23 protein-coding genes are annotated in these 23,650 nt (G+C 73.4%); 11 read left to right on the top strand and 12 right to left on the bottom strand.

Annotated features, from left to right (window positions below; all coding sequences use genetic code 11):
• Positions 1–247 precede the first annotated feature (247 nt).
• From ACWD5O_RS02905 to ACWD5O_RS02895, 3 genes are all read right to left on the bottom strand, one after another.
• A complete protein-coding gene (locus ACWD5O_RS02905; RefSeq protein WP_450084441.1) occupies positions 248–1,036 on the bottom strand; it encodes an SDR family NAD(P)-dependent oxidoreductase in 789 nt (262 codons plus the stop codon).
• Positions 1,037–1,086: 50 nt separating this feature from the next.
• The gene (locus tag ACWD5O_RS02900) at positions 1,087–1,662 is read right to left on the bottom strand and encodes a TetR/AcrR family transcriptional regulator (protein WP_354966367.1); all 576 of its coding nucleotides are present in this window, start codon (positions 1,660–1,662) and stop codon (positions 1,087–1,089) included.
• A 200-nt stretch (positions 1,663–1,862) separates the two neighbouring features.
• Positions 1,863–6,302: an HAD-IC family P-type ATPase gene (locus ACWD5O_RS02895; protein WP_450084485.1), complete on the bottom strand. Its 4,440-nt coding sequence runs from the start codon at positions 6,300–6,302 to the stop codon at positions 1,863–1,865.
• 217 nt (positions 6,303–6,519) lie between these two features.
• Between ACWD5O_RS02895 and ACWD5O_RS02890 the strand changes: the two genes are divergently transcribed.
• From ACWD5O_RS02890 to ACWD5O_RS02865, 6 genes are all read left to right on the top strand, one after another.
• Positions 6,520–6,780 (top strand): hypothetical protein, encoded by a 261-nt coding sequence (locus ACWD5O_RS02890; protein ID WP_354966368.1) that lies wholly within the window; start codon positions 6,520–6,522, stop codon positions 6,778–6,780.
• A gap of 113 nt (positions 6,781–6,893) precedes the next feature.
• Positions 6,894–8,327 carry an MFS transporter gene (locus tag ACWD5O_RS02885; RefSeq protein WP_450004760.1) on the top strand — a complete coding sequence of 478 codons (1,434 nt, stop codon included), beginning with the start codon at positions 6,894–6,896 and terminating at the stop codon, positions 8,325–8,327.
• Complete coding sequence (locus ACWD5O_RS02880; RefSeq protein WP_450004761.1) at positions 8,324–8,977, top strand: GAP family protein; 654 nt, start codon at positions 8,324–8,326, stop codon at positions 8,975–8,977. Before ACWD5O_RS02885 ends, ACWD5O_RS02880 begins: the two co-directional genes overlap by 4 nt.
• 132 nt (positions 8,978–9,109) lie before the next feature.
• Positions 9,110–9,892, top strand: a complete 783-nt coding sequence (locus tag ACWD5O_RS02875) for an SDR family oxidoreductase (RefSeq protein WP_450084440.1) — start codon at positions 9,110–9,112, stop codon at positions 9,890–9,892.
• 37 nt (positions 9,893–9,929) lie between these two features.
• Positions 9,930–10,124, top strand: a complete 195-nt coding sequence (locus ACWD5O_RS02870; RefSeq protein ID WP_354966372.1) for a hypothetical protein — start codon at positions 9,930–9,932, stop codon at positions 10,122–10,124.
• 114 nt (positions 10,125–10,238) lie between these two features.
• Positions 10,239–10,787 carry a YbaK/EbsC family protein gene (locus ACWD5O_RS02865; protein ID WP_354966373.1) on the top strand — a complete coding sequence of 183 codons (549 nt, stop codon included), beginning with the start codon at positions 10,239–10,241 and terminating at the stop codon, positions 10,785–10,787.
• A 79-nt stretch (positions 10,788–10,866) separates the two neighbouring features.
• Here the strand turns inward: ACWD5O_RS02865 and ACWD5O_RS02860 are convergent, their stop codons facing one another.
• The 5 genes from ACWD5O_RS02860 to ACWD5O_RS02840 all read right to left on the bottom strand — a co-directional run bounded on the left by ACWD5O_RS02860 (position 10,867) and on the right by ACWD5O_RS02840 (position 14,573).
• A complete protein-coding gene (locus tag ACWD5O_RS02860; RefSeq protein WP_354966374.1) occupies positions 10,867–11,508 on the bottom strand; it encodes a DsbA family oxidoreductase in 642 nt (213 codons plus the stop codon).
• A 20-nt stretch (positions 11,509–11,528) separates the two neighbouring features.
• Positions 11,529–11,957: a SufE family protein gene (locus tag ACWD5O_RS02855; protein ID WP_089018370.1), complete on the bottom strand. Its 429-nt coding sequence runs from the start codon at positions 11,955–11,957 to the stop codon at positions 11,529–11,531.
• A gap of 67 nt (positions 11,958–12,024) precedes the next feature.
• A complete protein-coding gene (locus tag ACWD5O_RS02850; RefSeq protein WP_354966375.1) occupies positions 12,025–12,450 on the bottom strand; it encodes a CBS domain-containing protein in 426 nt (141 codons plus the stop codon).
• A gap of 57 nt (positions 12,451–12,507) precedes the next feature.
• Positions 12,508–14,277 (bottom strand): proline--tRNA ligase, encoded by a 1,770-nt coding sequence (locus tag ACWD5O_RS02845; protein ID WP_354966376.1) that lies wholly within the window; start codon positions 14,275–14,277, stop codon positions 12,508–12,510.
• A 155-nt stretch (positions 14,278–14,432) separates the two neighbouring features.
• A complete protein-coding gene (locus tag ACWD5O_RS02840; RefSeq protein WP_354966377.1) occupies positions 14,433–14,573 on the bottom strand; it encodes a DUF397 domain-containing protein in 141 nt (46 codons plus the stop codon).
• A gap of 84 nt (positions 14,574–14,657) precedes the next feature.
• On the opposite strand from ACWD5O_RS02840, the gene ACWD5O_RS02835 reads away from it, so the two are divergent.
• From ACWD5O_RS02835 to ACWD5O_RS02825, 3 genes are all read left to right on the top strand, one after another.
• Positions 14,658–15,425 carry an SGNH/GDSL hydrolase family protein gene (locus tag ACWD5O_RS02835; RefSeq protein ID WP_354966378.1) on the top strand — a complete coding sequence of 256 codons (768 nt, stop codon included), beginning with the start codon at positions 14,658–14,660 and terminating at the stop codon, positions 15,423–15,425.
• Between the two features lie 2 nt (positions 15,426–15,427).
• Positions 15,428–15,874 carry an imidazolonepropionase-like domain-containing protein gene (locus ACWD5O_RS02830; RefSeq protein WP_354966379.1) on the top strand — a complete coding sequence of 149 codons (447 nt, stop codon included), beginning with the start codon at positions 15,428–15,430 and terminating at the stop codon, positions 15,872–15,874.
• A 73-nt stretch (positions 15,875–15,947) separates the two neighbouring features.
• The gene (locus tag ACWD5O_RS02825; RefSeq protein ID WP_354966380.1) at positions 15,948–16,850 is read left to right on the top strand and encodes a sulfurtransferase; all 903 of its coding nucleotides are present in this window, start codon (positions 15,948–15,950) and stop codon (positions 16,848–16,850) included.
• Positions 16,851–16,899: 49 nt separating this feature from the next.
• Here the strand turns inward: ACWD5O_RS02825 and ACWD5O_RS02820 are convergent, their stop codons facing one another.
• The 3 genes from ACWD5O_RS02820 to ACWD5O_RS02810 form a co-directional block, all read right to left on the bottom strand.
• Entirely contained in the window at positions 16,900–18,081 is a 1,182-nt protein-coding gene (locus tag ACWD5O_RS02820; protein ID WP_450004764.1) for a hypothetical protein, read from the bottom strand.
• Positions 18,078–18,635, bottom strand: a complete 558-nt coding sequence (locus ACWD5O_RS02815) for a SigE family RNA polymerase sigma factor (RefSeq protein WP_450084439.1) — start codon at positions 18,633–18,635, stop codon at positions 18,078–18,080. Before ACWD5O_RS02815 ends, ACWD5O_RS02820 begins: the two co-directional genes overlap by 4 nt.
• 69 nt (positions 18,636–18,704) lie before the next feature.
• Positions 18,705–19,286: a TetR/AcrR family transcriptional regulator gene (locus ACWD5O_RS02810; RefSeq protein WP_450084438.1), complete on the bottom strand. Its 582-nt coding sequence runs from the start codon at positions 19,284–19,286 to the stop codon at positions 18,705–18,707.
• A gap of 107 nt (positions 19,287–19,393) precedes the next feature.
• Between ACWD5O_RS02810 and ACWD5O_RS02805 the strand changes: the two genes are divergently transcribed.
• The gene (locus ACWD5O_RS02805; RefSeq protein WP_450084437.1) at positions 19,394–20,551 is read left to right on the top strand and encodes an FAD-dependent oxidoreductase; all 1,158 of its coding nucleotides are present in this window, start codon (positions 19,394–19,396) and stop codon (positions 20,549–20,551) included.
• On the opposite strand, the gene ACWD5O_RS02800 is transcribed toward ACWD5O_RS02805, so the two are convergent.
• Positions 20,548–21,741: an MFS transporter gene (locus ACWD5O_RS02800; RefSeq protein ID WP_450084436.1), complete on the bottom strand. Its 1,194-nt coding sequence runs from the start codon at positions 21,739–21,741 to the stop codon at positions 20,548–20,550. The genes ACWD5O_RS02805 and ACWD5O_RS02800 overlap by 4 nt on opposite strands.
• 119 nt (positions 21,742–21,860) lie before the next feature.
• On the opposite strand from ACWD5O_RS02800, the gene ACWD5O_RS02795 reads away from it, so the two are divergent.
• Entirely contained in the window at positions 21,861–23,648 is a 1,788-nt protein-coding gene (locus ACWD5O_RS02795) for an HSP90 family protein (RefSeq protein WP_354966386.1), read from the top strand.
• Positions 23,649–23,650 lie beyond the last annotated feature (2 nt).

The following is a 23,650-nucleotide window of genomic DNA, read 5'->3' as shown; positions in this document are numbered from 1 at the left end:
GTGACGAGCGCCAGCGTGGCCGGCCGTCGGCGATGTCAGGGCGCTCGGCTGCCGCGCCGCTCCGCGGCTTGCCGCCGGGTACACAAACGTCCAGGCGCGCGGAGAGCCCGCGGCACGGGGTTCGAGTCCCCTGGGCTCCACCAGCACTTTCCTCGGTTGATCTCAATCCCGGTCACGGCAGCTTCCGCGGCGCCAGGCAGCGCGCGCTGCCTGGCCGCGATGTCCACGTCCTGAGGGACAGCCGTGGTTACAGGGTCTTGACCTGGCCGCCATCGAGGATGAATTCGGAACCGGTGGTGTTGGCGGAGCGGGCGGAGGCAAGGAACAGCACCAGGTCGGCCACCTCGCCGGCCTCGGTGACCCTGCCGGTGCTGATCGCCATGCTCTGCGGCACGACCTCGTCGAGCGCCTGCTGGGCGGTGACACCCGCGCTGGCGGCGACGGCGTGGGCGAAACCGTCGGGCCCGGTCCAGAACGGGGTCCGCACCGGGCCGGGCGAGACGGCATTGACCCGGACACCGCGCGGTGCGAACTCCTCCGACAGGGTCTTGGTCAGGTTGGCGACCGCCGCCTTCGCCGCCGAATAATCGACCACCATCGGGAACGGCAGCCGGGCGTTGATGCTGCTGATGTTGACGATCGTTCCGCCGTTGTCCAGCAGGGCGGGCAGGGCCGCCCTGCTCGTGCGTACGGCGCTGAAGAACGTCACGTCGAACACGCGTGCCCACTCGGCGTCGTCGACGTCGAGGAATCCTGACCGGACGCTGCCGGCACCAACGTTGTTGACCAGCACATCCAGTCGCCCGTACGTCGACAGCGCGGCGTCGACGAGCCGCTGCGGGGTATCCGCGTCGGTGATGTCGGCCAGCACCACGGTGGCCCCGCGCGCAGCCTGGGCGTCGAACTCCGGCGTGCTCGTGCGGCTGCTCGCCACCACGTGCGCACCCTCGTCGAGCAATGCCGCCACGGTGGTGAGACCGATGCCCCTGCTTGCGCCGGTGACGATGGCGACCTTGCCCTGCAGTTCGAGATTCATTACCACTCCTGATTGTTGACTGATCTGTTCCTAATTCGGGCAGCAAAAAGTCAGTCGAGGGCGCCCAAAGCGACCTCCACGGCGTTGTCGAGGAACGCTCGATCCGCGCGGGCCTTACCCATCACCCGGAGACCCTGCAGGAACGTGGTCAGGAACTGGGCCAGCTCCTGCGGTTTCTTGTCCGCCGCGATCTCACCGCGGACCCGCGCCCGCTCCAACGCCCCGGCCAGGGCCGACTCGATCTGACCCATCGTGCGCGAAACCTGCTGCACCGTTTCCGGATGCGCCGAGCGCTCCGTGGTCGCGTTGACCAGCAGGCAGCCCAGCTCCGGATCGGCCAGGTCGGTCTCCACCAGCTCCAGGAGCACCGCCCGGAGCGCAGGACGCACCTGCTCCGCCCGGTCCAACACCTCGATCAGCCCCGCCGCGTGGCGCTGGCAGTAACGGCGAAGCGCCAGCGCGTAGAGCTGCTCCTTGGATCCGAACGCCTTGTACAGGCTGCCGCGGGCGATTCCGAGGCCCTCCACGAGATCCTCCGTCGAGGTCGCCTCAAACCCCTGACGCCAGAACAACTCCATCGCACGGTTCACCGCCGTGTCGATGTCGAACGTCCTTGGCCTGCCCATGCGACAACCATAGAGGTAGGGAACTGATCAGTCCACAACTGTGGGGGCAGTCACCCGTGGCGGCGTTCGGCGACATCGGTCAGACCATTGAGTGGATGCTGAATGCCGGTGCCTGCTGCGGTCGGTTGTCGCCGCCCGTCCACAAGGTGCGCCAGGTGTGAGCGGAAGACCCCCGTGGTCGGGCACGGTCAGCCCTCGGATCAGCTCGCCCCACCGTGGTCGGGTCGGGCCTGCGGCAGGTGCTCCACCAGCTTGGTGAGCGCGCCATTGGCGAAGGTGGCACCGAGCGCGGACCCGGCCCCGATGGTCCAGCCGACCGGTCCGAGCGGGGTGCAGCCGAAGAACTGGCTCACCCCCGGCGTCTGCACCACCACGACGAGCACCCCCAGCGACGCCGCCGTGGACGCCAGCACCGCCGGGCTGGTGCCGCCGGCCAGGATCGTCTGGCCGAGCTGGGTGCCGACCAGGGAGACCAGCGCGACGGTGCCGGCCCGCTGACGGCGGCCGGTGTACCGGGCCAACGTCCAGCCGGCGGTCGCGCCCAGCGTGGTGGCCGCCGCGCGCAGCCCGATCTCCCTGGTGAGCGTCTCTCCGAGTGAGGCGTCCGGGCCCTCCCGGAGCAGGCCGTCAGTGCGGTCCGCCGCGGGCGGGCGGATCGCGATGGCGAGCGCCGGCGCCAGGTCGGTGAGGAGGTTGACCAGCAGCAGCTGCCGTCCGGTGAGCGCGGAGCGGCCGGTCGCCGCGGCGGTGAGCACGCTGAACGCGATCTCGCCGAGGTTGCCGCCGACCAGGATGCTGAGCGCGTGCCGCACCGACGACCACATCGCCCGTCCCTCGACCAGGGTGGCGATGATGGTCTCCAGCCGGTCGTCGGTGACCACCAGGTCGGCGGCGGCCCGGGCCGCCGGGGTGCCCCGCTGGCCGAGGGCGATCCCGACGTCGGCCAGCCGGATCGCCGGAGCGTCGTTGGCGCCGTCACCGGTCATCGCCACGGTCCGCCCGCACTTCTGCAACGCCTGGATGATCCGCACCTTGTGCGCCGGGGTGCAGCGGGCCACCACGTCGGTGTTGGCCAACCGCTCGGCGAGCGTCTCGTCGTCCAACTGGTCGAGTTCGCCCGCGGTGACCACCCGCTGCTCGTCGTGCTCACTGATGGTGGCGGCGATGGCCTCGGCGGTGGCCGGATGGTCCCCCGTGATCATGATGGTGTGTACGCCGGCCTGCCGGATCCGGCGTACCGCCGGGGCGGCGCTCTCCCGGACCCCGTCCGCGAGGGCGAGGAAACCCACGAAGGTCAGGGCCCGGACGTCCTCGTCGGTGACCTTCGGGTCGTCCACCTCGCACTCGGCGACGGCCAGGATCCGATGCCCGGCGCCGGCCTGGTCGGCCAGCATCCGTTGCAGCTCCGCCCGTCCGGCGTCGTCCAGCGGCTCCTGTTGGCCATCGGTGCGCCGGGCCGAGCAGCGCGGCAGCACCGTCTCCGGTGCGCCCTTGACGCTCAACAGCAGGTGACCGTCGGTCTCCCCGATGCTTGCGTGGTAGCCGCGCGACGGTTCGAACGGCAGGCTGCCCGCCGCCCGCCACCCTGCGGCGCCGGTCTGCTCCACGACCCCGGCCACCGTGGCGCCCCGCCGGACCGCACGGTCGGTCTGGAGCGCCAACTCCTCCGGATCGGCTGCGGCGGGAGTGGCCCGCAGCGCCGCAGCCAGCGTCAACCGGAGGCGATCGTCCAGCCGGTCCACCGCCGCGTACCGGTCACCGACGCCGTCGCCGACCCCGGCGAGCAGCAACTGACCCTCGGTGAGGGTGCCGGTCTTGTCGAAGCAGAGCACATCCACCCGGCCCAACGCCTCGATGGTGCGCGGGTTGCGAACCAGCGCCCCGTGCTCGGCCAGCCGCCGGGCGGCGGCCAGCTGCGCCGCGCTGACCAGAAACGGCAGTCCCTCCGGCACCGACGCCACGGCGAGGTTCGCGGCGGTCGCCGCCGTTTCGGCCAGTGGTACGCCCCGGAGCAGGCCAGCGCCGGCCACCGCCACCGCCGAGCCGGCGGCCAACGGGATGGCGGCGCTGGTCAACGAGCTCAGGCGGGCCTCCACCCCGCTGGTGGGTGGCGCCTGCCGGACCAGCGCCAGGCTGCGCCCGGCCTCGGTGTCGGTGCCGGTGGCCACCACCACGGCGGTGCCGTGTCCGGCGGCGACGGTGGTGCCTTCGTACAGCATCGAGTGCCGGTCGGCGACGGCGGCGGCGACCACCGGCTGGTCGGTCTTGGCGACCGGCAGCGACTCGCCGGTCAGCGACGACTCGTCCGCCTCCAGCCCCACCGATTCGAGCACCCGACAGTCGGCGGGCACCGAGTCACCCGGCTCGACGGTGATGATGTCCCCGAGGACCAGGTCCTCTGCGGCGACCACCCGCTCGGCGCCGTCGCGGAGGACCCGGGCGGTCACCGCCGAACGGGACAGCAGCTCGGCCAGCGACCGTTCGGTGTTTCGCTCATGCACCGCCCCGATCAGGGCGGACCCGCCGACCACGCCGCCCACCAGCGCGGCATCGACCAGCGAGCCGAACGACGCGGAGAGCACCGCGCCGGCCGCCAGCACCGGGGTGAGCGGGTTCGCGAGCTCGTCCACGAAGGCACGCAGCAGACCACCGCTTTCGGATGCGTGGCCGCCGCTCGGGCCCTGCCCGTCCTGTCGGCGCTGCGCCTCAGCGCTGTCCAGCCCGTCCGGTCCGGTGCCGAGCCGGTCGAACACGGCGCCGACCGGCATCAGGTGCCAGGCGGTCGCCACCGGCGCCGGAGTGTCCGACCGGTCCGGCAGCCGCCGGGCCCGCCAGACGCCGTGCGCGAAGGCCAGCCCGGCCGCGCCGTTCACGGCGCCTATCGACCGGCCGGGCAACTGGGTCGGAGCGGCGGTGAACGCGCCGAGCGCCCCGAGACCGGTGCCGGCCATGGCCAGTCGAACGTTCTGTTCGGTCATGCGCCGGGCCACCCCGGTCGCCTCCACCATCAGCGCCACCGTCCGGAGGTCCGCGCCGACCAGCAGGTGTGCGCCCCACGGCGGCAGCTCCTCCGGAGCCGACACCCCGAGGCCGCAGTCGGACGCGCCCAGCGCCGACCGGTCCCCGGACACCAGCATCACCACCGCCCCGTCGCGCTGCAACGCACGTACCGAGTCGGTCAGCTGGTCCCCGCCGGGCAGCATCGCGTCGGCGAAGCCGTACCGCTGCTCGTCACCGCCGGCCACGACCAGCCGCAGGCCGGCCTGCCGGGCCGCGGCCGGCAGGCTGTCGACACCCGGCGCGGGCTCCGGTTCGACCCGGAGCAGTGCGGCGAGCCGGTCGCCATGGGCCAGGCCGAGCAGCTGACCACCGGCGGCCCGCAGCCGGTCGCCGTCGGGCGTGTCGTCAGGATCGCTGGGGGGCAGTTGGTCCAGTGGCCCGAGCCGCCAGCCGTCCGCCGCCCGTGAGCCGGCCGGATCAGCCGGGTCGAACAACGCGAACGCCCGTTCGGCCACCTGCTCGACGTCCACGTCCCGCGCCGGGGCCAGGTCGGCCAGCACACCCCGGTCCGAGCCGAGCACCGCGGCGTCCAACACCAGCGTGTCGATCCGGTCGAGCTCGCGCAGCACGCTGCGGTCCATCGCGATCACGCCGCGCCGGGCCAGGATCCGGCCGAGCTGAGCGGCGTACCCCTCGCGTCCACTGCCGGGGGCCTTGGGCAACGCGGACAGGCCCAGCGCGGCGGCCCGCTTGGGGCCGGCGAAGGGCGTCGCGGCAGCGGCAGCCGCCGCGCCGGCGGCCAGCATCCGGCTGATGTACCGCTCGACCGGGCCGTCCGGCTTGGGCCGGGGGCGTTCGACCACCGGCCACCGGGCGGTGGCGCGTTCCGGGTCGCCGGTCAGCCGTGGCTCGGCCCGTTCCCACGCGGCGAGCTGCGCCCGCGCCTCGCCCCACTGCACGATGCGTTGAGCGCCGTCCAGGACTATCCCGGCCCAGCCTCCGGCCAGGCCCAGCACCACCGCTTCGGCGAGCGGAAAGAGGATGTCGGCGCGCGGATCGGCGCGTAGACCTCGGGCGGCGAATGCATGCAGCTTGGGTTGCAGGTCCACCGCGGTGAGCAACCCGGCCACCTCGGCGGGCACCGGCGTGAACGGCAGGATCCGGGTGGCCGCCGAGATGGTCAGGCCCAACGCGTCCGAGGCGAGCGCACCGAGGGTGCGGGGAGTTCGGGGCCCCTCCTCCGGTGGGTGCGGCGGCGGGATCTCCGGGTCGGGCTCGTGGTCACAGGTCTTCTCGACCCGGGCGATCGTGGCGATCAGGTCCGGCAGCTTCGGCTCTGGTGCCCGCACGGCCACCACCACCCGGCCGGACGGCGCGTTGACCCGGGCCCAGGCGACCCCCGGCATTCGCTCCAGCGCGCCCTCCACCTGCCGGGCCAGCCGGTCACCGCCGTCCTGGCAGACACCGTGCACCTCGATGTGGTGCCGGCCGGGCCGGGACCAGACCCGACGCCGGGTCAGACCGGCCGTCCGGGCCAGCCGGGTCGCGGCCGAGCCCACGGTCCGGGACGCCTCGCCGACCAGATTCGGCAGGCCGAAGGACGGCAGGAGGCGGCCGACGGCCCGGCCCGCCGCCGTCATCGAGGCGTACGACTGGACGGACGCCGGCCCGACTCCCCGTAGCTGCTGCTCCCACCCACGCCCATCGTCGCCCTCCCGCCGCCTCGCGTCCGGCGGCCTGGCTTCCCGGCCTGCCATCCGTTATGCCCCGCGAGCAGCGGAACTTTCCGCAGGCGGCGGCGCATGGACGGGGTGGGCGGTGGAATCCGGCGAACGTCAACGGATACGGGGAGGCCGAATGAGCACGCTGACGCGACACCTCAACGGCGCGCAGGAGAACGTCCGGACGTACGGCCGGCGGGTGGAGGTGCCGATGCTGGGTCAGGTGGCGGTGCCGCCGCCGGACCGGATCGCGTACTACGCCGGGCTCGGGGTGCTCGCCGCACTCCAGGTCATCGAATGGCCGCTGGCCCTGGTGATCACCGCCGGCCACCTCCTGTCGGACCAGCACTTCTCGGGACTGGTACGAGGCGTCGGGGAGGCGCTGGAGAACGCCTGACGAGAGCCGGGTCACACCGGTTGACCTGAATCCGGGTTGAGGTCGCAGGCTGGGCGCATGCCGCGCACACCTCTGGGGACCCGCCCGCCCGACGCCCGCTCGGCGGGTGCTCGGTGACCGCCACCGTCGTACCGGCCCCGCCGGGGCTGTTCGCGCCCCGGCTGCGCGCGATGACGGTGGGCAGTGTCGCGCTGATCTCGCTGCTCGCGTTCGAGGCGCTGGCGGTCGGTACGGCGATGCCGACCGTCGCCCGCAGCCTGGACGGGCTGGCGCTGTACGGCATCGCCTTCGGCGGCCCGTTCGCCGCGGGTGTGCTGGCCATGGTGGTCTCCGGTATCTGGTGCGACTCGCGTGGGCCTCGGGGGCCGATGTGGCACGGCGTCGCCTGGTTCGTGGTCGGACTGCTGATCGCCGGGACCGCCCCCGTGATGGGTGCGCTGGTCGTCGGCCGGGTGGTGCAGGGGTTCGGCTCCGGGCTGCTCTCGGTGGCGCTCTACGTGATCGTCGGGCACGCGTACCCGGAGGAGCTGCACCGGCGGATCTTCGCCGCGTTCGCGGCGGCGTGGGTCGTACCGTCGCTGGTCGGGCCGGCGCTGGCGGGCCTGATCGTCGAGTACCTGGGCTGGCGGTGGGTCTTCCTGGCGGTGCCGGCGGTGGCGGTGCCGGCCGTGCTGTTGATCCATCCCGGCCTGCGGTCGCTGGACCGGACTGTGCCGACCCGGCCGGCGGCGGGCGCGGCGGCCCGCATCGGCTGGGCGTGCGGGGCGGCGGTGAGCGCCGCACTGCTGCACATCGGGGGACAGCAGCGCGGTGCCGCCGCCGTGGTCCTGATCGCGCTCGCGGTGACCGGCCTGCTGGTCTGCGCTCCGCGCCTGCTGCCGCCCGGCTTCCTACGGGCGGCCCGGGGCCTGCCCACCGTGGTCGGGCTGCGCGGTCTGGCCTCGGCGGCGTTCGTCGGCGCCGAGGTGGTCATCCCGTTGATGCTGTCCCGGGAGCGGGGTCTGTCGCCGACCGCCGCCGGGCTGGTTCTCACGGTCGGGGCGCTGGCCTGGTCGGTGGGCTCCTGGGTGCAGGGCCGGATCCCGCTGCCGGCCTCCCGCGCGAGCCTGCCGCGGGCCGGGTTGAGCTGCATCACGATCGGCACCGCCACGGTGGCGCTGGCCGTCCGGCCCGAGCTGCCGGTGGCCGTCGCGGTGCTGGGCTGGGCGGTGGCCGGCCTCGGCATGGGGTTGCTCTATCCGTCGCTGTCGGTGCTCACCCTGGAGCTGTCCGCCCCCGGGGAGCAGGGCCGGAACAGTTCCTCGCTGCAGCTGGGCGACTCGCTCTTCGCGGCGACCGTGCTGGCGCTCACCGGCGCCGTGCTGGCCGCCGGGAGCGCGCCGGGCCCGGCCAGCTACACGGCGACCCTGGTGGTGGCCGCCGGGTTGGCGTTGCTCGGTGCGCTGCTGGCCGGCCGGGTGGTGGTTGCGGGAGGGCGCGGCCGGGCGGGTGATCCGTGGATTCAGCGGCGTCCGGCGCCGGTGGGCCGGGAGGATGGCGGGCGATGAACTTCCTGACCGTCCTTCCGTTGGCCGTGGTGATGGTCGCCGGGACCCAGTTGGTCGTGGCGGTCTTCCTCGCGTCGTCGGACCGTCCCCGGGCAGCGTCGCTGGGCTTCCTCGCCGGCGCCGGGCTGGTGGTCGCCGCCGGGGTGACGGTGGCGTGGCTGCTCGTCCGGCTGGTGGGCCGCCCGGCCGCCGATGCGACGGCCGTCGCGGGCCGGCTCGATCGCGGGCCCGTCATCGACCTGGTGGTGCTCGTCCTGCTCGTCAGCCTGGCGGTGGTGGTCTGGCTGCGTCGGAACCGGGCCGGTCAGCCGAAGTGGCTGGGGAGCATCGGGCACGCCGACCCCGCCTGGGCGTTGCGACTGGGCGCGCTGCTCTTCGTGGTGACGCCCACCGATGACCTGACCATGGCCGCCGTCGGGGCGAGCGTGGCCCGGCACAACCTGCCGTGGTGGCACCTGCTGCCGTTCGTGCTGTTCACGGTGACGTTGCTCGCCCTGCCGCTGCTGGCGCTGCTCCTGCTCGGGCGGCGCGCGGCACGGGTGCTGGCCCGGATGCGGGAGTGGGCCCAGGGGCACGCCTGGGTGGTCAGCGAAGTGTTGATCGCGTTCTTCACGCTGCTGACCGTGCTGGACCTGATCCGTTCGGGGTGAGCCGCCGCACACCCGGTCACGGGCCGTGCCGGGTCGCCGTCAACAGCGGGTGGCCCACGGGCGGCGCGGCCGCGCCGGACGGGTCGATGGGCTGGCGGATGCCGTGGTTTCGCGGCGGGATGGGAGGACGGGATGAGGGTTCTGGTCACCGGAGCGAGCGGTCGCCTGGGCCACGCGGTGCTGGCCCGGCTGCGCGACGACGGAGTCACCATCCGGGCGACCAGCCGACGGCCGCGTGCCGGCGGCGAGGTCGAGTGGGTGGCGACCGACCTGGCCACCGGGGAGGGGCTGACCGAGGCGGTGGCCGGGATGGACGCGGTGCTGCACCTGGCGTCCGCACCCCAGGGTCGGCGGACCTACCAGGTGGACGTGCTGGGCACGCGTCGGCTGGTGGTCGCCGCCGGCGCCGCCGGTGTCCGGCACCTGGTGTACGTCTCGATCGTCGGCGTGGACCGGGTCCCCATCCCGTACTACCGGCACAAGCTCGCCGCCGAGCAGGTGGTCGCGGCCGGCCCGGTGCCGTGGTCGGTGCTGCGGGCGACCCAGTTCCCGCAGTTCCTGGACGACATGCTGACCGCCAGCGTGCGGCTGGGGCTGGTGATCGGCGACCGCGCGGTGCTCGCCCAGCCGATCGACCCGGGCGAGGTTGCGGCGCGGCTGGCGGCTCGCCTGGTCGCCGGCCCGCTGGGCGGCATCGAGGAGTACGGCGGGCCGCAGGTGCTCCGCTTCGACGAGGCGGTCCGCGCCTGGCGGGAGGCCCGGGGATCACGCCGGCCCCTGCTGCCGGTGCGGATCCCCGGCCGGCTGGGTCGTGAACTGCGCGCCGGCGGCCTGGTCACCGAGGTGCTGCCCCGAGGCGTTCGCACCTGGGCCGATCACCTCGCTGACACGTACGGGGGAACCGGGCGGAGATGAGACGTACACCGGTTCACGTTCGTCTTACGGTGACGCCATGTTCGCAGTCGTCACCACCGTGATCCTTTATGTCTTCGGCTTCGTCTTCCTCTACGGCGTGATCCGGCTGGGTGTCCGGCACGCGCTGGAGGACGTGGAGCTGTTCCGAGCCAAGGCCCAGCGCGCCGAGGAGTTGGCCGCCTCCCGCGACCGCACCTTCCTGCGCGAGAACGCCTTCCTCGCCGGCAGCTGAGCCGCCGGTCGGCTCGGCCCCGGACGGGCGGGGCCGCGTGGCGGCTCGGGATCGTGGGACGGTTCGGGAGTCGCCGGGCGGTTCGGCGTGGCGGGTGCGAGGATCGCATCCGTGATGGGAACGCTGAAGACCGAACCGGCCCGTGCCCGACTGGACCTGCTCGCACCGCCGGTGGCGGAGGCGATCGCGCAGTGGCCCGCCGACGCGCCGATGGACGTCGACGAGGTGCTGGTCGCCCCGATCGACGCCGATCTCGCCGACACGGCCGCGTTCTGCGCGGCGTACGAGGTGGGGCTGGACGTGTCGGCCAACTGCGTGGTGGTGGCCGGCAAGCGCGAGGGTGTGGTCCGCTACGCGGCCTGCATCATCCTGGCCACCACCCGTGCCGACGTGAACGGAGTGGCCCGCCGGGCGCTCGACGTGCGGAAGGCGAGCTTCGCTCCGATGGACGACGCGGTCGCGCTCACCGGCATGGAGTACGGCGGCATCACCCCGATCGGGTTGCCGGCGCAGTGGCCGATCCTGGTGGACTCGCGGGTGATCGCGACGCCGCACGTGATCATCGGGTCCGGCGTACGGCACAGCAAGATCGCGCTTCCCGGGCCGGCGCTCGGCGTGCTGCCCGGCGCGCAGGTGGTGGAGGGCCTGGCCCGACCGGCCTGACCAGGCACCCGCATCGATACCGTTGCACGTGAAACATCACGCCGGTCGATGCCGGGTGCCTGGCCGGCTGCGGCCTGACTCAGTGCGAGTGTGCTCCGGACTCGCGCTGCTCGACCTCCGCCAGCGCGGCGAGCAGCGTCTGGGTCTCCTGTGCGCCGGTGACCGCGTACTTTCCGGCCAGCACGAAGGTCGGCACGCTGGTGACGCCCAGCTCCCGCGCGGCGGCCAACTCGGCGGCGATGTCGGTGGCCCGCTCGTCGGAGTCGAGGAACCTGCGCACGTCGGCGGCGTCCAGGCCGATGCCGCCGGCCACCGTGGCCAGGGCCTCGTGGGAGCCGACGTCGACGCCCTGGGTGAAGTACGCCTGATAGAGCGCCTCCACCATGTCGGCGGCCCGGCCGTGGTCGGTCGCGTATGAGACCAGCCGGTGCGCGTCGAAGGTGTTGGCGGCCACCGCCCGGTCGAAGTCGAGCCGGAGCCCGTCACCGGCCGCGATCCCGGTCACGTGGGCGAACATCTGCCGGGCCCGCTCCGGGCCGCCGAACTTGGCGGCCATCGCCTCCATCAGCGGACGGGGCTCGGCCACCGGCGACGGATCGAGTTGGAACGGCCGGTAGCGGACGGTCACCTCGCCGTCGTAGCTGGCGAGCGCCTTCTCCAGCCGGCGCTTGCCGATGTAACACCACGGGCACACGACGTCCGCGTAGATCTCGATCTCCATGATCGGTGCCAACTCCCTGGTCAGCCGATCTGTTCCCGTACCTGGCGCTTGAGCCGGCCCAGGATCGCGGTGCCGCCGCGCACCCGCAGCGGGCTGATCGCCTGCGCCAGGCCCATCCGCTGGTAGAGGTCGTCCGGCACGGCCAGCACCTCCTCGGCGCTCGCGCCGGCCAACCCTTCGGCGAGGATCCCGGCGAAGGCCCGGGTGGTCGGCGCCTCCGGTGGACAGTCGAAGAGCGTCTCGACGACCCCGTCCGGCGTCACCCGGGCGCGTAGGAAGAACGCCGTCTGGCACTCCGGCACCTGCTCCATGCCCTCGCGCTCGGCGGCCTCCACCGGGAGCGGCGGGATGACGTCGGCGTACTCGAGCAGCATCTCCAGCACCAGGTCGCGCGGCGCGGAGGCGAACTCGTCGACGATCTCGGCCAGTCGGGCCGGCATGTCAGCCATGCGTCGAGGCTACCGCTGCTAATAGGGGCCCCTTCCTCTACCTGAGGCGATAGGAAGGGGCCCTTCCTCACACGGTGGGGGACTGCTCGCTGATCTCGCTGAGGGCGCTCGTCGGGTCGAGCTGCATGGCCAGGTCGCCGAGCGAGACGATGCCGACCAGCTTGCGGTCGGTGTCGCAGACCAGCACCCGGCGGATGCCCCGGTCCCGCATCAACGCCGCCGCCTCGCCCGCCGTGCAGTGCTGCTCGATCATGACGACCTCGCGGGTGACGATCGAGCCGATGGTCGTGGCGGCCGGCGAGATGTTCTCGGCCACCGCCCGGACCACGATGTCGCGGTCGGTGAGCATGCCGGCGAGGCTGGCGCCGTCGGTGACCACCACGTCACCGATGTCCGCCTCCTTCATCACCCTGGCCGCCTCGTCCAGGGTGGTCTCCGCCGGCAGGTACACCACCTGCTTGGTCATCACGTCGCTGACCCGGTAACCGGTCATCAGAGCCTCCGAAGACATATCCACCCGATCGAACTGCGGTACCCCGTGCCGCGGTGGCTACACCACGGTCCCACGTTCCCGGCGTACCTCGTCGACCAACCGTTCCACCAGACCGTCCAACGGCAGCTCGGTGCGCCCGTCGCCGGCCCGCTCGCGCAGCTCGACGTACCCGTCGGCCAGCCGTCGGCCGACCACGACGGCGCGCGGCACACCGATCAGCTCGGCGTCGGTGAACTTCACCCCGGCCGAGACATGCGTCCGGTCGTCGACCAGCACCCGCAGGCCGGCGGCCGCGAGCCGCCCGCCGAGCTCCAGCGCCGCGTCGAGCTGCGGCCCCTTGCCCGCCACGACCAGGTGTACGTCACACGGCGCGACCGCCGCCGGCCACACCAGCCCCCGGTCGTCGTGGTGCTGCTCGGCGATCGCCGCCACCGCCCGCGACACCCCGATGCCGTAGCAGCCCATGGTCGGCCGGACCGGCTTGCCCGCCGGACCGAGCACGTCGACCGCGAACGCGTCGGTGAACCGGCGGCCGAGTTGGAAGATGTGCCCGATCTCGATGCCCCGCCGGATGGTCAGCTGGCCACCCTCGCAGGTCGGGCAGGGGTCGCCGGCCCGTACGTCGGCCGCCTCGATCGTGCCGTCGGGCGTGAAGTCCCGCCCGCAGACCACGTCCGTCGCGTGCCGGCCCGGCTCGTTCGCCCCGGTCAACCAGGCCGAGCCGGGCACCACCCGCGGGTCGACGAGGTAGCGGATGCCCAGCTTGTCGAGCAGTTGCGGCCCGATGTACCCGCGAACCAGCTCGGGATGGTCGGCCCACTCCTCGAAGACGGCCACCTGGGCCGGGTGCAGCGCGGCGTCCACCCGCTTCAGGTCGACCTCCCGGTCACCAGGAACGCCGACCACCAGCGGCTCGGCCCGGTCCGCGCCCGGCAGACGGACGGCCAGCACGACGTTCTTCAGGGTGTCGGCGGCCGTCCAGCCGTCCCGGCCACCCAGCCGGCGCGCGTTGGCCAGCTCGACCAGGCTGGCGATCGTCGGGGTCTCGGGAGTGTCGTGCACCTCGACGGCCGGCTGCGCGGTCGGGTCGCCGGCGGCCGGCACCCGGGTGGTGACCGCCTCGGTGTTCGCCGCGTAGTCGCAGGCGGTGCAGCCGACGAAGGTGTCCTCGCCGACCGGCGTCGCGGCCAGGAACTCCTCCGACGCCGAGCCGCCCATCGCCCCGGACATCGCGTGCACCACCGTGTAGTCCAGGCCCAGCCGGTCGAAGATCCGCTGGTACGCCGCCCGGTGCCGCCCGTACGCGTCCCGCAGCCCCGCCTCGTCCAGGTCGAAGGAGTACGCGTCCTTCATGAGGAACTCCCGGCCGCGCAGCAGACCGGCCCGCGGCCGTGCCTCGTCCCGGAACTTGGTCTGCACCTGGAACAGCGTCACCGGGAAGTCCCGGTACGAGGTGAACAGGTCCTTGACCAGCAGTGCTGCCAGCTCCTCGTGGGTGGGTGCCAACAGGTACTCGGCGCCGCGTCGGTCGGCGAGGGTGAAGATGTCGTCGCCGTACTCCGTCCACCGGCCGCTGGTCCGGTACGGCTCCGCCGGCAGCAGCGCCGGGAAGTGCACCTCCTGGTCGCCGATCGCGATCAGCTCGCCGCGTACCACCTCGGTGATCCGGTCCAGCACCAGCTTGCCCAGCGGCAGCCAGGTGTAGCCGCCCGGCGCGGCGCGGCGGATGTAGCCGGCGCGCAGCAGGAGCCGGTGGCTCGGCACCTCCGCGTCGGCCGGGTCCTCGCGCAGCGTTCGCAGCAGCAGGGTCGACATGCGTAGCAGCATCAGCGCAGCCTACGACCGGTGCGGCGGGATGAGCGATCCATTTCGACGCTGATGTTCCGCGTGATCGACTCGGTTTTCATGATGTCGGGGTATCCCGTTCGTGGGGATGCCCCGGTTTCCGGGATCCCGAGTGGATCAGCCCCGGTGCGGCGAGGTCAGCGCCGTTTGGCAGCGGTGACGAAGGCTCGCCAGGACTGCGGGTCGAAGGTGAGCACCGCACCGGCCGGGTCCTCGCTGTCCCGCACACCGACGACGCGGGCCGGGCCACCCCGAGCGCGACTGATGACCTCCGCCACGTCATCCCTGCGGGGGCACCAGCGGCCGGGTCTCCGGTGACAGACTGGTCGCCGCAGGCAACGAATGGCGTGAGGGGAGCGCGGGTGCGCTGGCGCAGTTTTGTCGCGGTCGGGGACAGCTTCACCGAGGGTATGGACGACGCGTACCCGGACGGCACCTACCGAGGCTGGGCCGACATGGTGGCGACCCGGCTCGCCGCCGAGGCGGGTCCCGACTTCCGGTACGCCAATCTGGCCATCCGCGGTCGGCTCTTCCCCAGCGTGGTCGCCGAGCAGGTGCCCGCCGCGGTGGCCATGAAGCCCGACCTGATCAGCTTCGCGGCTGGCGGCAACGACGTGCTGCGCCGCACCTTCGATCCGGACACGCTGGTCGCCCGCTTCGACGAGGTGGTGCGGCAGTTGCGTTCGGGCGGCGCGGACGTGCTGCTCTTCCGGTTCGCCGACGTGATGGCCCGGCTGCCCGGCCAGCGTCTCGTCGCTCCCCGGGTGGAGCTGCTCAACCAGGCGGTCGGCGAGACCGCGGAGCGGCACGGCGCCATCATGGTCGACCTGTACGCCGACGACACCTTCCTCAACCCGATGCTCTGGAGCACCGACCGGCTGCATCTGAGCGAGGCCGGGCACCGACGGGTCGCCGGACAGGTGCTCACCGCGCTCGGCGTCGGCTGCGACGAGGAGTGGCTGATGGTGCCCCCGCACCCCGCGCCCTCTCCGTGGCTCGCCGCCCGCGCGGCCGACCTGCGCTGGGCCGGGCAGCATCTGGCCCCGTGGATCAAGCGCCGGCTGACCGGCCGGTCGTCCGGCGACACGGTCACCGCGAAGCGTCCGCTGCTCGGGCCGATCGTCGACTGAGCGTGCGCACCCTGCACACCGCGCCGCTGCTGCGGCTCACTCCGGATGGCGAGCCGGCGGCGGATCACGCCGTGGTGGTGAGCGGCGACCGGATCGAGGCCGTCGGTCCGCTGGCCGAGCTGAGCGGGGCGTACGCCGGGGTGCGGGTCCGCCGCTGGCCCGGCACGTTGGGGCCGGGTCTGCTGCACGACGGCCCGCTGCCGGTGGCGCCCACCCCGCGCGAGCGGGTGCACGCGCTGCTGCGGAGCGGGGTGACGGCGGTGCTGGCGGAGCACCTTGCGGACCCGGCGCTGCGGGCCGCAGTCGACCGGGGTGACCTGCTGGTGCTGCTGGCGGCCGTACCACCGAGATTGCACAAGGGCGGGCGCGCCGACCTGGCGGTCCTCGACGCCGACGGTGCCTGCCTGGTGACCGTGGTCGCCGGTCGGATCGCCCACCGCCGCGCCTGACCCTTCAGTCACGTGCGCGGCGTCGCACCCGATGGCCGGTCGAGGGGCAGGGTTGCGGCGTACCTTGGGGATCATGTCTGTGCCGAACGATCCTGATCCCCGCCTCCAGTCGTACGCGGACCCGCAGCGGCTGGTCACCACCGACTGGCTGGCCGAGCACCTGGGCGACGAGGGCCTCGTCGTGGTCGAGTCCGACGAGGACGTGCTGCTCTACGAGTCCGGTCACATCCCCGGTGCCGTCAAGGTCGACTGGCACACGGAGCTGAACGACCAGGTGACCCGGGACTATCTCGACGCGAAGGGCTTCGCCGAGATGTGCGCCGCCAAGGGCATCGGCCGAGGCGACACGGTGGTCTTCTACGGCGACAACTTCAACTGGTGGGCCGCGTACGCCCTCTGGGTCTTCTCGCTCTTTGGGCACGCCGACGTGCGGCTGCTCGACGGCGGCCGGCAGAAGTGGATCGCCGAGGGGCGCGAGGTGACCCGCGACAAGCCGTCCCGTCCGCGCGCCGACTACCCGGTGCCGCTGCGGGACGACACGCCGCTCCGGGCGTTCCGCGAGCAGGTGATGGCGCACATCGCCGCGGGTCGGCCGCTGGTCGACGTCCGGTCCCCGGGCGAGTACACCGGCGAGATGCTGCACATGCCGGACTACCCGCAGGAGGGTGCGCTGCGTGGCGGGCACATCCCGGGTGCGGTGAACAAGCCGTGGAAGTCCGCCGCCAACGAGGACGGCACGTTCAAGTCGTCGGACGAACTGCGCGCGATCTACGCCGACCAGCTCGGCCTCAGCCCGGACGACGACGTGATCGCGTACTGCCGGATCGGTGAGCGGTCGAGCCACACCTGGTTCGTGCTGCGGCACCTGCTGGGATACCCGCAGGTGCGTAACTACGACGGCTCCTGGACCGAGTGGGGCAACCTGGTCCGGGCTCCCGTCGTGAAGGGCGACCAGCCGGGCGGCCTCGCCGCCTGAGCGGCCCAACCGTCCCCGCGCGGCCGTTGTCGTCTCGCGGGGACGGTGCTCAGCCAGCCAGTGCCACCACACCGGGCAGGTCGCGGACGATACCGCTGACCTCGCCGGTCTCCGGGTGCCACCGTGCCAGGCCGGCCGGTTCCAGACGGAGGAGCACCGCACCCTCCTTGTCCCAGCCCAGCACCTCGCAACAGCCCTTGGCGCGGTCCCGGCCCAGGTCGAGGACGTGGGAAACAGCGCCGGTGCGGGCGTCCAGCACGGCCACTCCCTCGGCGCCGTCGATCTCGCCGCTGGTGATCCACGCTGCCCGGGCCAGCCGCTCGCCGTGCAGCCAACCCCGGCCATAGAACTCGTTGACCTGGTACGGCGCGGGCAGCGCGTCGCCGGTGATCCGCTCTTCGGAGCGGATGGTGCCCTCGCGGGCGGTCCGGCTGCGCAGCATCAGGCCGCCCCGCTCGCCACCCACCTCGACTAGCGCCGCCTCGCGGCCTGCCGCCGGGTCGGGTGCCACGACGTCCCAGGCCGACACATCGATGGTGCTCGCCGCGTCGGTCTCCCGGTCCACCGCGTACGTCCGGTTGTCGCCGCCGACCAGCACCCGGTCGTTCGCCCAGACCACCAGCTCCAGGTAACCGTCGAGCGGGACCCGGCGCACGCCCGCTCTGGTGAGGTCGACCATGACCAGCTCGCTGGTCTGTGCGAAAGCGGCCCATCGGCCGTCCGGCGACAGCACTCCCGGCTTCACGGCGGGCGCCTCGTTGCCGCCCTCGTCCCGGGTGGGCGCCAGCGAAACAACGTCGAGACTGCGCACGACGCCGTCGTCGCCGAGGATCCGGACGGGACCGTCCGCGTGATTCTCCTCGTCCAGAGGCTGGAACAGTGCCAGCGCCCGCTGGACCGGTCGCTCCGACAGCCGCACGGTCGCCGGGCCGCTGAGCCGGGCCAACGGGTCGGGCGGGAAGGTCAGCTCGGCGGGGGCCCGCACCACCGGCGGGGCATGGCTGGGCTCCACGGTCGGGGCCACCGAATGGTCCGGCGGCGGATCCGCGGGCGGTCGCAGGGCGGCCACCGTGCCGCCGCCGATCAGTGCCACGGCCAGGGCGACCGCGCCGACCGCCCATCGGGTACGCCGGGTACGTCGGGCCCGCTCCCAGCCGGCCGCCGCTGGGTGGCTGGGTCGGACGTCCTCGACGCTGACGGTCAGCAGCCGACGCAGGTCCTGCTCGTTCACGGGTTCACCTCCAGGCCGCTGGCCAGGTCGCCGCGAGTCGCCGGCTCCTGGGCCGGTCGGGAGTCCCGGGCGAGTTCCGGGGCCACCTCGCGGAGCCGCCGCAGCGCCGCGTGGCACTGGCTCTTCACGGTGCCGACGGTCACGCCGAGCGCCTCGGCCGTGGCGACCTCGGTCAGGTCCTCGTAGTAGCGCAGCACCAGAACGGCCCGCTGCCGGGGCGGCAGCAGGCCGAGCGCGTCGTGCAGGGTGAGCCGCAGCGCGCCGTCGCGGTCGGGGGCCACCTGCTCCGGCGGGTCGGCGCTGAGCCGTTCCCGCCGCCGGCGACGCCACCACAACACCGTGTCCCGGTAGAGGATGGCCCGCACGTACGCGGCGGGATCGCCGTCGCGGACCGAGGTCCAGCGCAGCGCCAGCTTGAGCAGCGCCTCCTGGAGGAGGTCCTCGGCCTGGTGCCGGTTGCCGCAGATCAGGTAGGCCGCGCGCAGCAGGCGGTGCTGGTGGCTCTCCACGAAGGCGAGGTAGCCGTCACGTCCGTCACTTGCCGCCGGTCCCATTCGCCCACCTCCCGGCCGTCGCGTTCGGCCGTCACCTGGCAGACGCACGGGGAGGGGGAAAAGGTTGGGTCAGCTCTCCGGCTGCCCGGTCAGATAGCGCTGGAGGGTTGGTGCGACCCAGGAAACCAGCTCCTCCGGATCCAGCTCCACCATCGGCGGCAGGCGGACGATGTAGCGGGTGAAGGCGAGGCCGAGGATCTGACTGGCCACCAGGCTGGCACGCCGCGCGGTGGTTGCCGGGTCGGTGCCGAAGGTCGCCACGGCCGCGGTGAGCTGATCGGCGAAGATGCCGCGGATTCGCTCCGCCGCGCCCGGATTGGTGCTGGCGGCCCGGAGCAGTGCCGCCAGCGTCTCGTCGCCCTCCCACCGGGCGAGGAAGTGCCGCACCAGCACCGCACCGAACCGCTCGGGCGGCACGTCGGTCAGGTCGGGCAGCCGTAGGTCGAACTCGGCCGCCGCCGCGAAGAGGGCCTCCTTGCTGCCGTAGTAGCGCATCACCATCGACGGGTCGATCCGGGCGTCGGCGGCGATGGCCCGGATCGTGGCGCGCTCGTACCCGTCCGCGGCGAATCGCTCGCGAGCGGCGCGCAGGATCGCGGCCCGGGTGACGTCCGAGCGGCGGGGCTGGGCGGAGTGGGCGGGCGCTGTCATGTCAACGACCGTATGCCAACGGCTGTTGACACACAATGAGCGGCGCTCTAGCGTTGCCAACAAGTGTTTGCCAACACATGTTGGCAACGGTCGTCCGGGAGGTGGCCATGCTGCCCACGCATACCGACGTTCTGGTGGTGGGAGCCGGGCCAACCGGCCTCGCCACCGCACTGACACTGGCCCGCCGCGGATTCGAGGTGACCGTGGTGGACCAACTCGCCAGCCCGCCGATGACCTCCCGCGCGGCCGTCGTGCACGCGTACACCCTGGAGGAGCTGGACCGGATCGGCGCCGCGGCGCCGCTGGTCGCCCAGGGGGTGCGGGCGCCGCGCTTCACCGTCCGCGACCGGGACCGGGTGCTGCTGTCGGTCCCGTTCCACCAGTTGCCGTCCCGCTTCCCCTACGCGCTGATGGTCTCCCAGGCGGTCACCGAGGCCGTGCTCACCGAGCGCCTGGCCGACCTCGGCGTCCAGGTCCGGCGGCCGTGCCAGCTGTCCGGTCTGAGCCGGACCGCCGACGGGGCGCTCGCGCAGGTCGACGGGGTCGAGGTGCGCGCCCGGTTCGTGGTCGGCGCGGACGGCCTGCACAGCACGGTCCGGCGCCTGGCCGGCATCGGCTTCACCGGCCCCAGCGGCGAGGAGTCCTTCGTGCTGGCCGACGTGCGGGTGGACAGCGCCCTGCCCCGCGACGAGGCGGCGCTCTTCCTCGCCCGGTCCGGGCCGCTGATCTGGGCGCCGCTCCCGGACGGGGTGGTGCGGCTGGTCGCCGCCGCGCCGACCGCGCCGGCCGAGCCCGACCCGGCGTACCTCCAGGCGCTGCTCGACGAGCGCGGCCCGACGCGGCAACCCGAACGGGTCACCGAAGTGCTCTGGGGATCCCGGTTCCGGGTGCACCACCGGATCGCCGACACGTTCCGGTCCGGACCGGTGCTGCTGGCCGGCGACGCGGGGCACGTGCACAGTCCCGCCGGCGGGCAGGGCATGAACCTCGGCATCTGCGATGCGGTGGCGCTCGGCACCGCGCTGGCCGATGTGCTCGGCGGCGGTCCGGAGACGCTGCTGGACGACTACACCGCCCGGCAGCGCCCGATGGCCGAGGACGTGCTCAGCTTCGCCGCCGGGCTGACCAGGCTGGCCACCCTCTCCCCGGCCCGCCGGCCGGTACGCGACGTGCTGCTCCGGCTGCTCGGTGCCCTACCGCCGGCCCGGCGCCAGATCGCGCTGCGCCTGTCCGGGCTGTCCCACCGGGAACGAACGCCGGGCTAGTCCCGCAGTGTCCGCCACGCCGCCAGAGTGACCAGTGCGAACGTCCCGGCCGCCGCACCCGCCACCGGCACGGTTCCGTACGCCGCGGCGACCAGCCCGGCCACCGCCGCGCCCACGGGTGCGGTGAGCAGCCCGACCATCCGCTGGGCGGCACCCACCCGACCGAGCAGTCCGCTCGGCACGTGCCGCTGCCCGTACGACGCGCACAGGCTGTTCCACACCACGGTGCCGGCGGCGAAGACGGCCAGCGCGATCCCGCCCGGCACCGGATGCCGGGCCAGCGCGAACCCGGCCAACGCGACGGTCTGCACGGCGAGCACCACGCGCAGCGCGGTCACCGTGCCGAGCCGGGCGGCGAGCCGACCCGACCCGAGCGCCCCGGCCACGCCGCCGACGATCGCCCCCGCGGCGAACAGGCCGTACCCGGCCGGCGGCACCCGCAACACGTCCAGCGCGTAGAGCACCAGCACCGCGAGCAGCCCGCTGATCGCCAGGTTGCTCGCGGCGGCCAGCAGGGTGACCCGCCACAGTGTCCGGTGCCCACGCAGCCACCGCATCCCCTCGACGATCTCGCCCCAGACCGACCCCCGCCGAACTCCGGCCACGGCGTGCGGAGCGGGTATCGGGGTGAGGGCCAGGACGAGCAGGGCGGCCACCGCGAAGGTGACGGCGTCGACGGTGAACGGGAGAGCGGGGGCGGCGGCGAAGAGAACGCCGGCGGCGGGTGCGCCGAGGAAGCCGCCGGCCACCGCCGTGCCCGCCTGGAGTCGGCCGTTCGCCCGGGGCAGCGCGGCCGGCGGCACCAGCGCGGGAAGCAGCGCGAACGAGGCGGCGTCGAACAGGGTGCCCAACGCGGCGAGGAGGAACGCGGCCACCAGCAGCGCCAGGACGCCGGCCCGGTCGAAGGCAACCGCCACGGCCAGCGCCGCCACCACGACGGCGCGGGCCCCGTCCACCAGGGCCATCGTCCGCCGGCGGTCCCAACGGTCCGCGTACACACCGCCGAGCAGGCCGAAGAGCAACGGCGGTAGCTGAGCGACCACGGTGACCGCCGCGATGACCCGGGGATCGCGGGTCATCGTCGCGGCCAGCAGCGCCAAGGCCGGCGTACGCAGCGCGTCCCCCAACCGCGAGGAGACGGCGGCGGACCAGAGCAGCCGGAAATCCCGGCCCAGAACGGAGGAGGTCATGGCGGTGACCGTGCGGGTTCGACCGGGTCGAGGGTCAAACCGCCGGGCGAAAGGGGGACGCACGTGTCGGTGATCATCGGTACGGTGGGCGCCGGCATCGGACCGGGGAGAACTCAGGCGTGGACCACACCTTCCAGGTCGACCTGCGTGGCGTGGTCGACCTGCTCAGTCATCACCTCTACGGCAGCCCGCGGGTCTACGTCCGTGAGCTGCTGCAGAACGCGGTGGACGCGATCACCGCCCGGCGTGCCAGCGAGCCGGACGCTTCCGCGCTGGTCCGCATCGAGCCGCCGGACAGCACCGGCGACGGCACGCTTCGGGTGCACGACACCGGCATCGGCCTCACCGAGGCGCAGGTGCACGAGCTGCTGGCCACCATCGGCCGCAGCTCCAAGCGCGACGAGCTCGGCTTCTCCCGGCACGAGTTCCTCGGCCAGTTCGGCATCGGCCTGCTCTCCTGCTTCCTGGTGGCCGACGAGATCCGGGTGCTCACCCGGCACGGGGACCACCCCACGGTCCGCTGGACCGGGTACGCCGACGGCCGCTACTCGGTGACCGTGGCGCCGCCGGAGGCCGCCCGCCCCGAGCCGGGCACGACGGTCACGCTGGTGCCCCGCCGCGACGCCGACCAGTGGTTCAGCACCCCGACCGTCACCGACCTGGCCCGGCTCTTCGGTTCCCTGCTGCCGGTCACCGTCCGCGTCGGCGACGTGGTCACCACCACCGGTGAGCCACCCTGGCCGACCACGGCGGGAGCGCCGGTCGACCGGGCGGCGCTCATTTCGTACGCCCGGGAGATGCTCGGCGTCGACCCGTTCGACGTGGTGCCACTGAGCGTGCCGGAGGCCGGGCTGACCGGTGTCGCCTTCATCCTGCCCACCCCGGTGAACCCGGCGGCCCGGGCCGGGCACCGGGTCTACCTCAAGCGGATGCTGCTCACCGAGCACGCCGACGGGCTCCTGCCCGACTGGGCGTTCTTCGCGCACTGCGTGGTGGACGCGACCGAGTTGCGCCCGACCGCCAGCCGGGAGGCCCTCTACGAGGACACCCTGCTGACCGCCACCCGGGAGGCGCTCGGCGACCAGGTACGCGGCTGGCTGGTCCGGCTGGCGCGGCACGACCCGCACCGGCTCGCCGAGTTCCTTCAGGTGCACCACCTCGGCGTGAAGGCGTTGGCGCTGCACGACGACGAGATGCTCCGACTGGTCGACCGGTGGTGGCCGATGGACACCAACGTCGGCACGCTCACCCTCGCCGAGTTCCGGGAGCGCTACGGGGTGCTCCGCTACGCGGCGAGCCTCGACGAGTTCCGCCAGCTCGCCGCGGTGGCCGCCGCACAGGACCTGGCGGTGGTCAACGCCGGCTACACCTACGACACCGAGCTGATCGAGCGGCTGCCGACGGTGGACCGCTCGGTGCTGATCGAGCGGCTGGAGCCGAGCGACCTCACCACCCGCTTCGACGGTCTCGACCCGCAGGTGGAGCTGGCCCTGCGGCCGTTCCTCACCGCGGCGCAGCGGGCCGTCGAGCGCTCCGGCTGCGAGGTGGTCATCCGGGCGTACGACCCGGTCTCGCTGCCCGCGCTCTACCTGGTCAGCCGGTCGGCGGCGTTCAACGACCAGCTCGCGGCCAGCCGGGACCGGGCCGACGAGCTGTGGGGCGGAGTGCTCGACGCGCTCGCCGCCACCGCTCCGCCGGACCGCCCGCAGCTGGTGCTCAACCACCGCAACCCGCTGGTCCGCCGGGTCACCATGCTGGCCGACCCGGAGCTGGTCGGGCTCGCCGTCGAGGCGCTGTACGGGCAGGCGCTGCTGCTCGGCCACCATCCGATCCGCGCGGCCGACGCCGCGCTGCTGAACGATTCCTTCCTCGGCCTGCTCGGCCGGGCCGTGCCAGGACGGGAGTGACC

The organism is Micromonospora sp. NPDC005161, from assembly GCF_053599855.1.
Note: the sequence above shows the minus strand (reverse complement) of the source record. Positions and strands in the feature narration are given on the sequence as shown.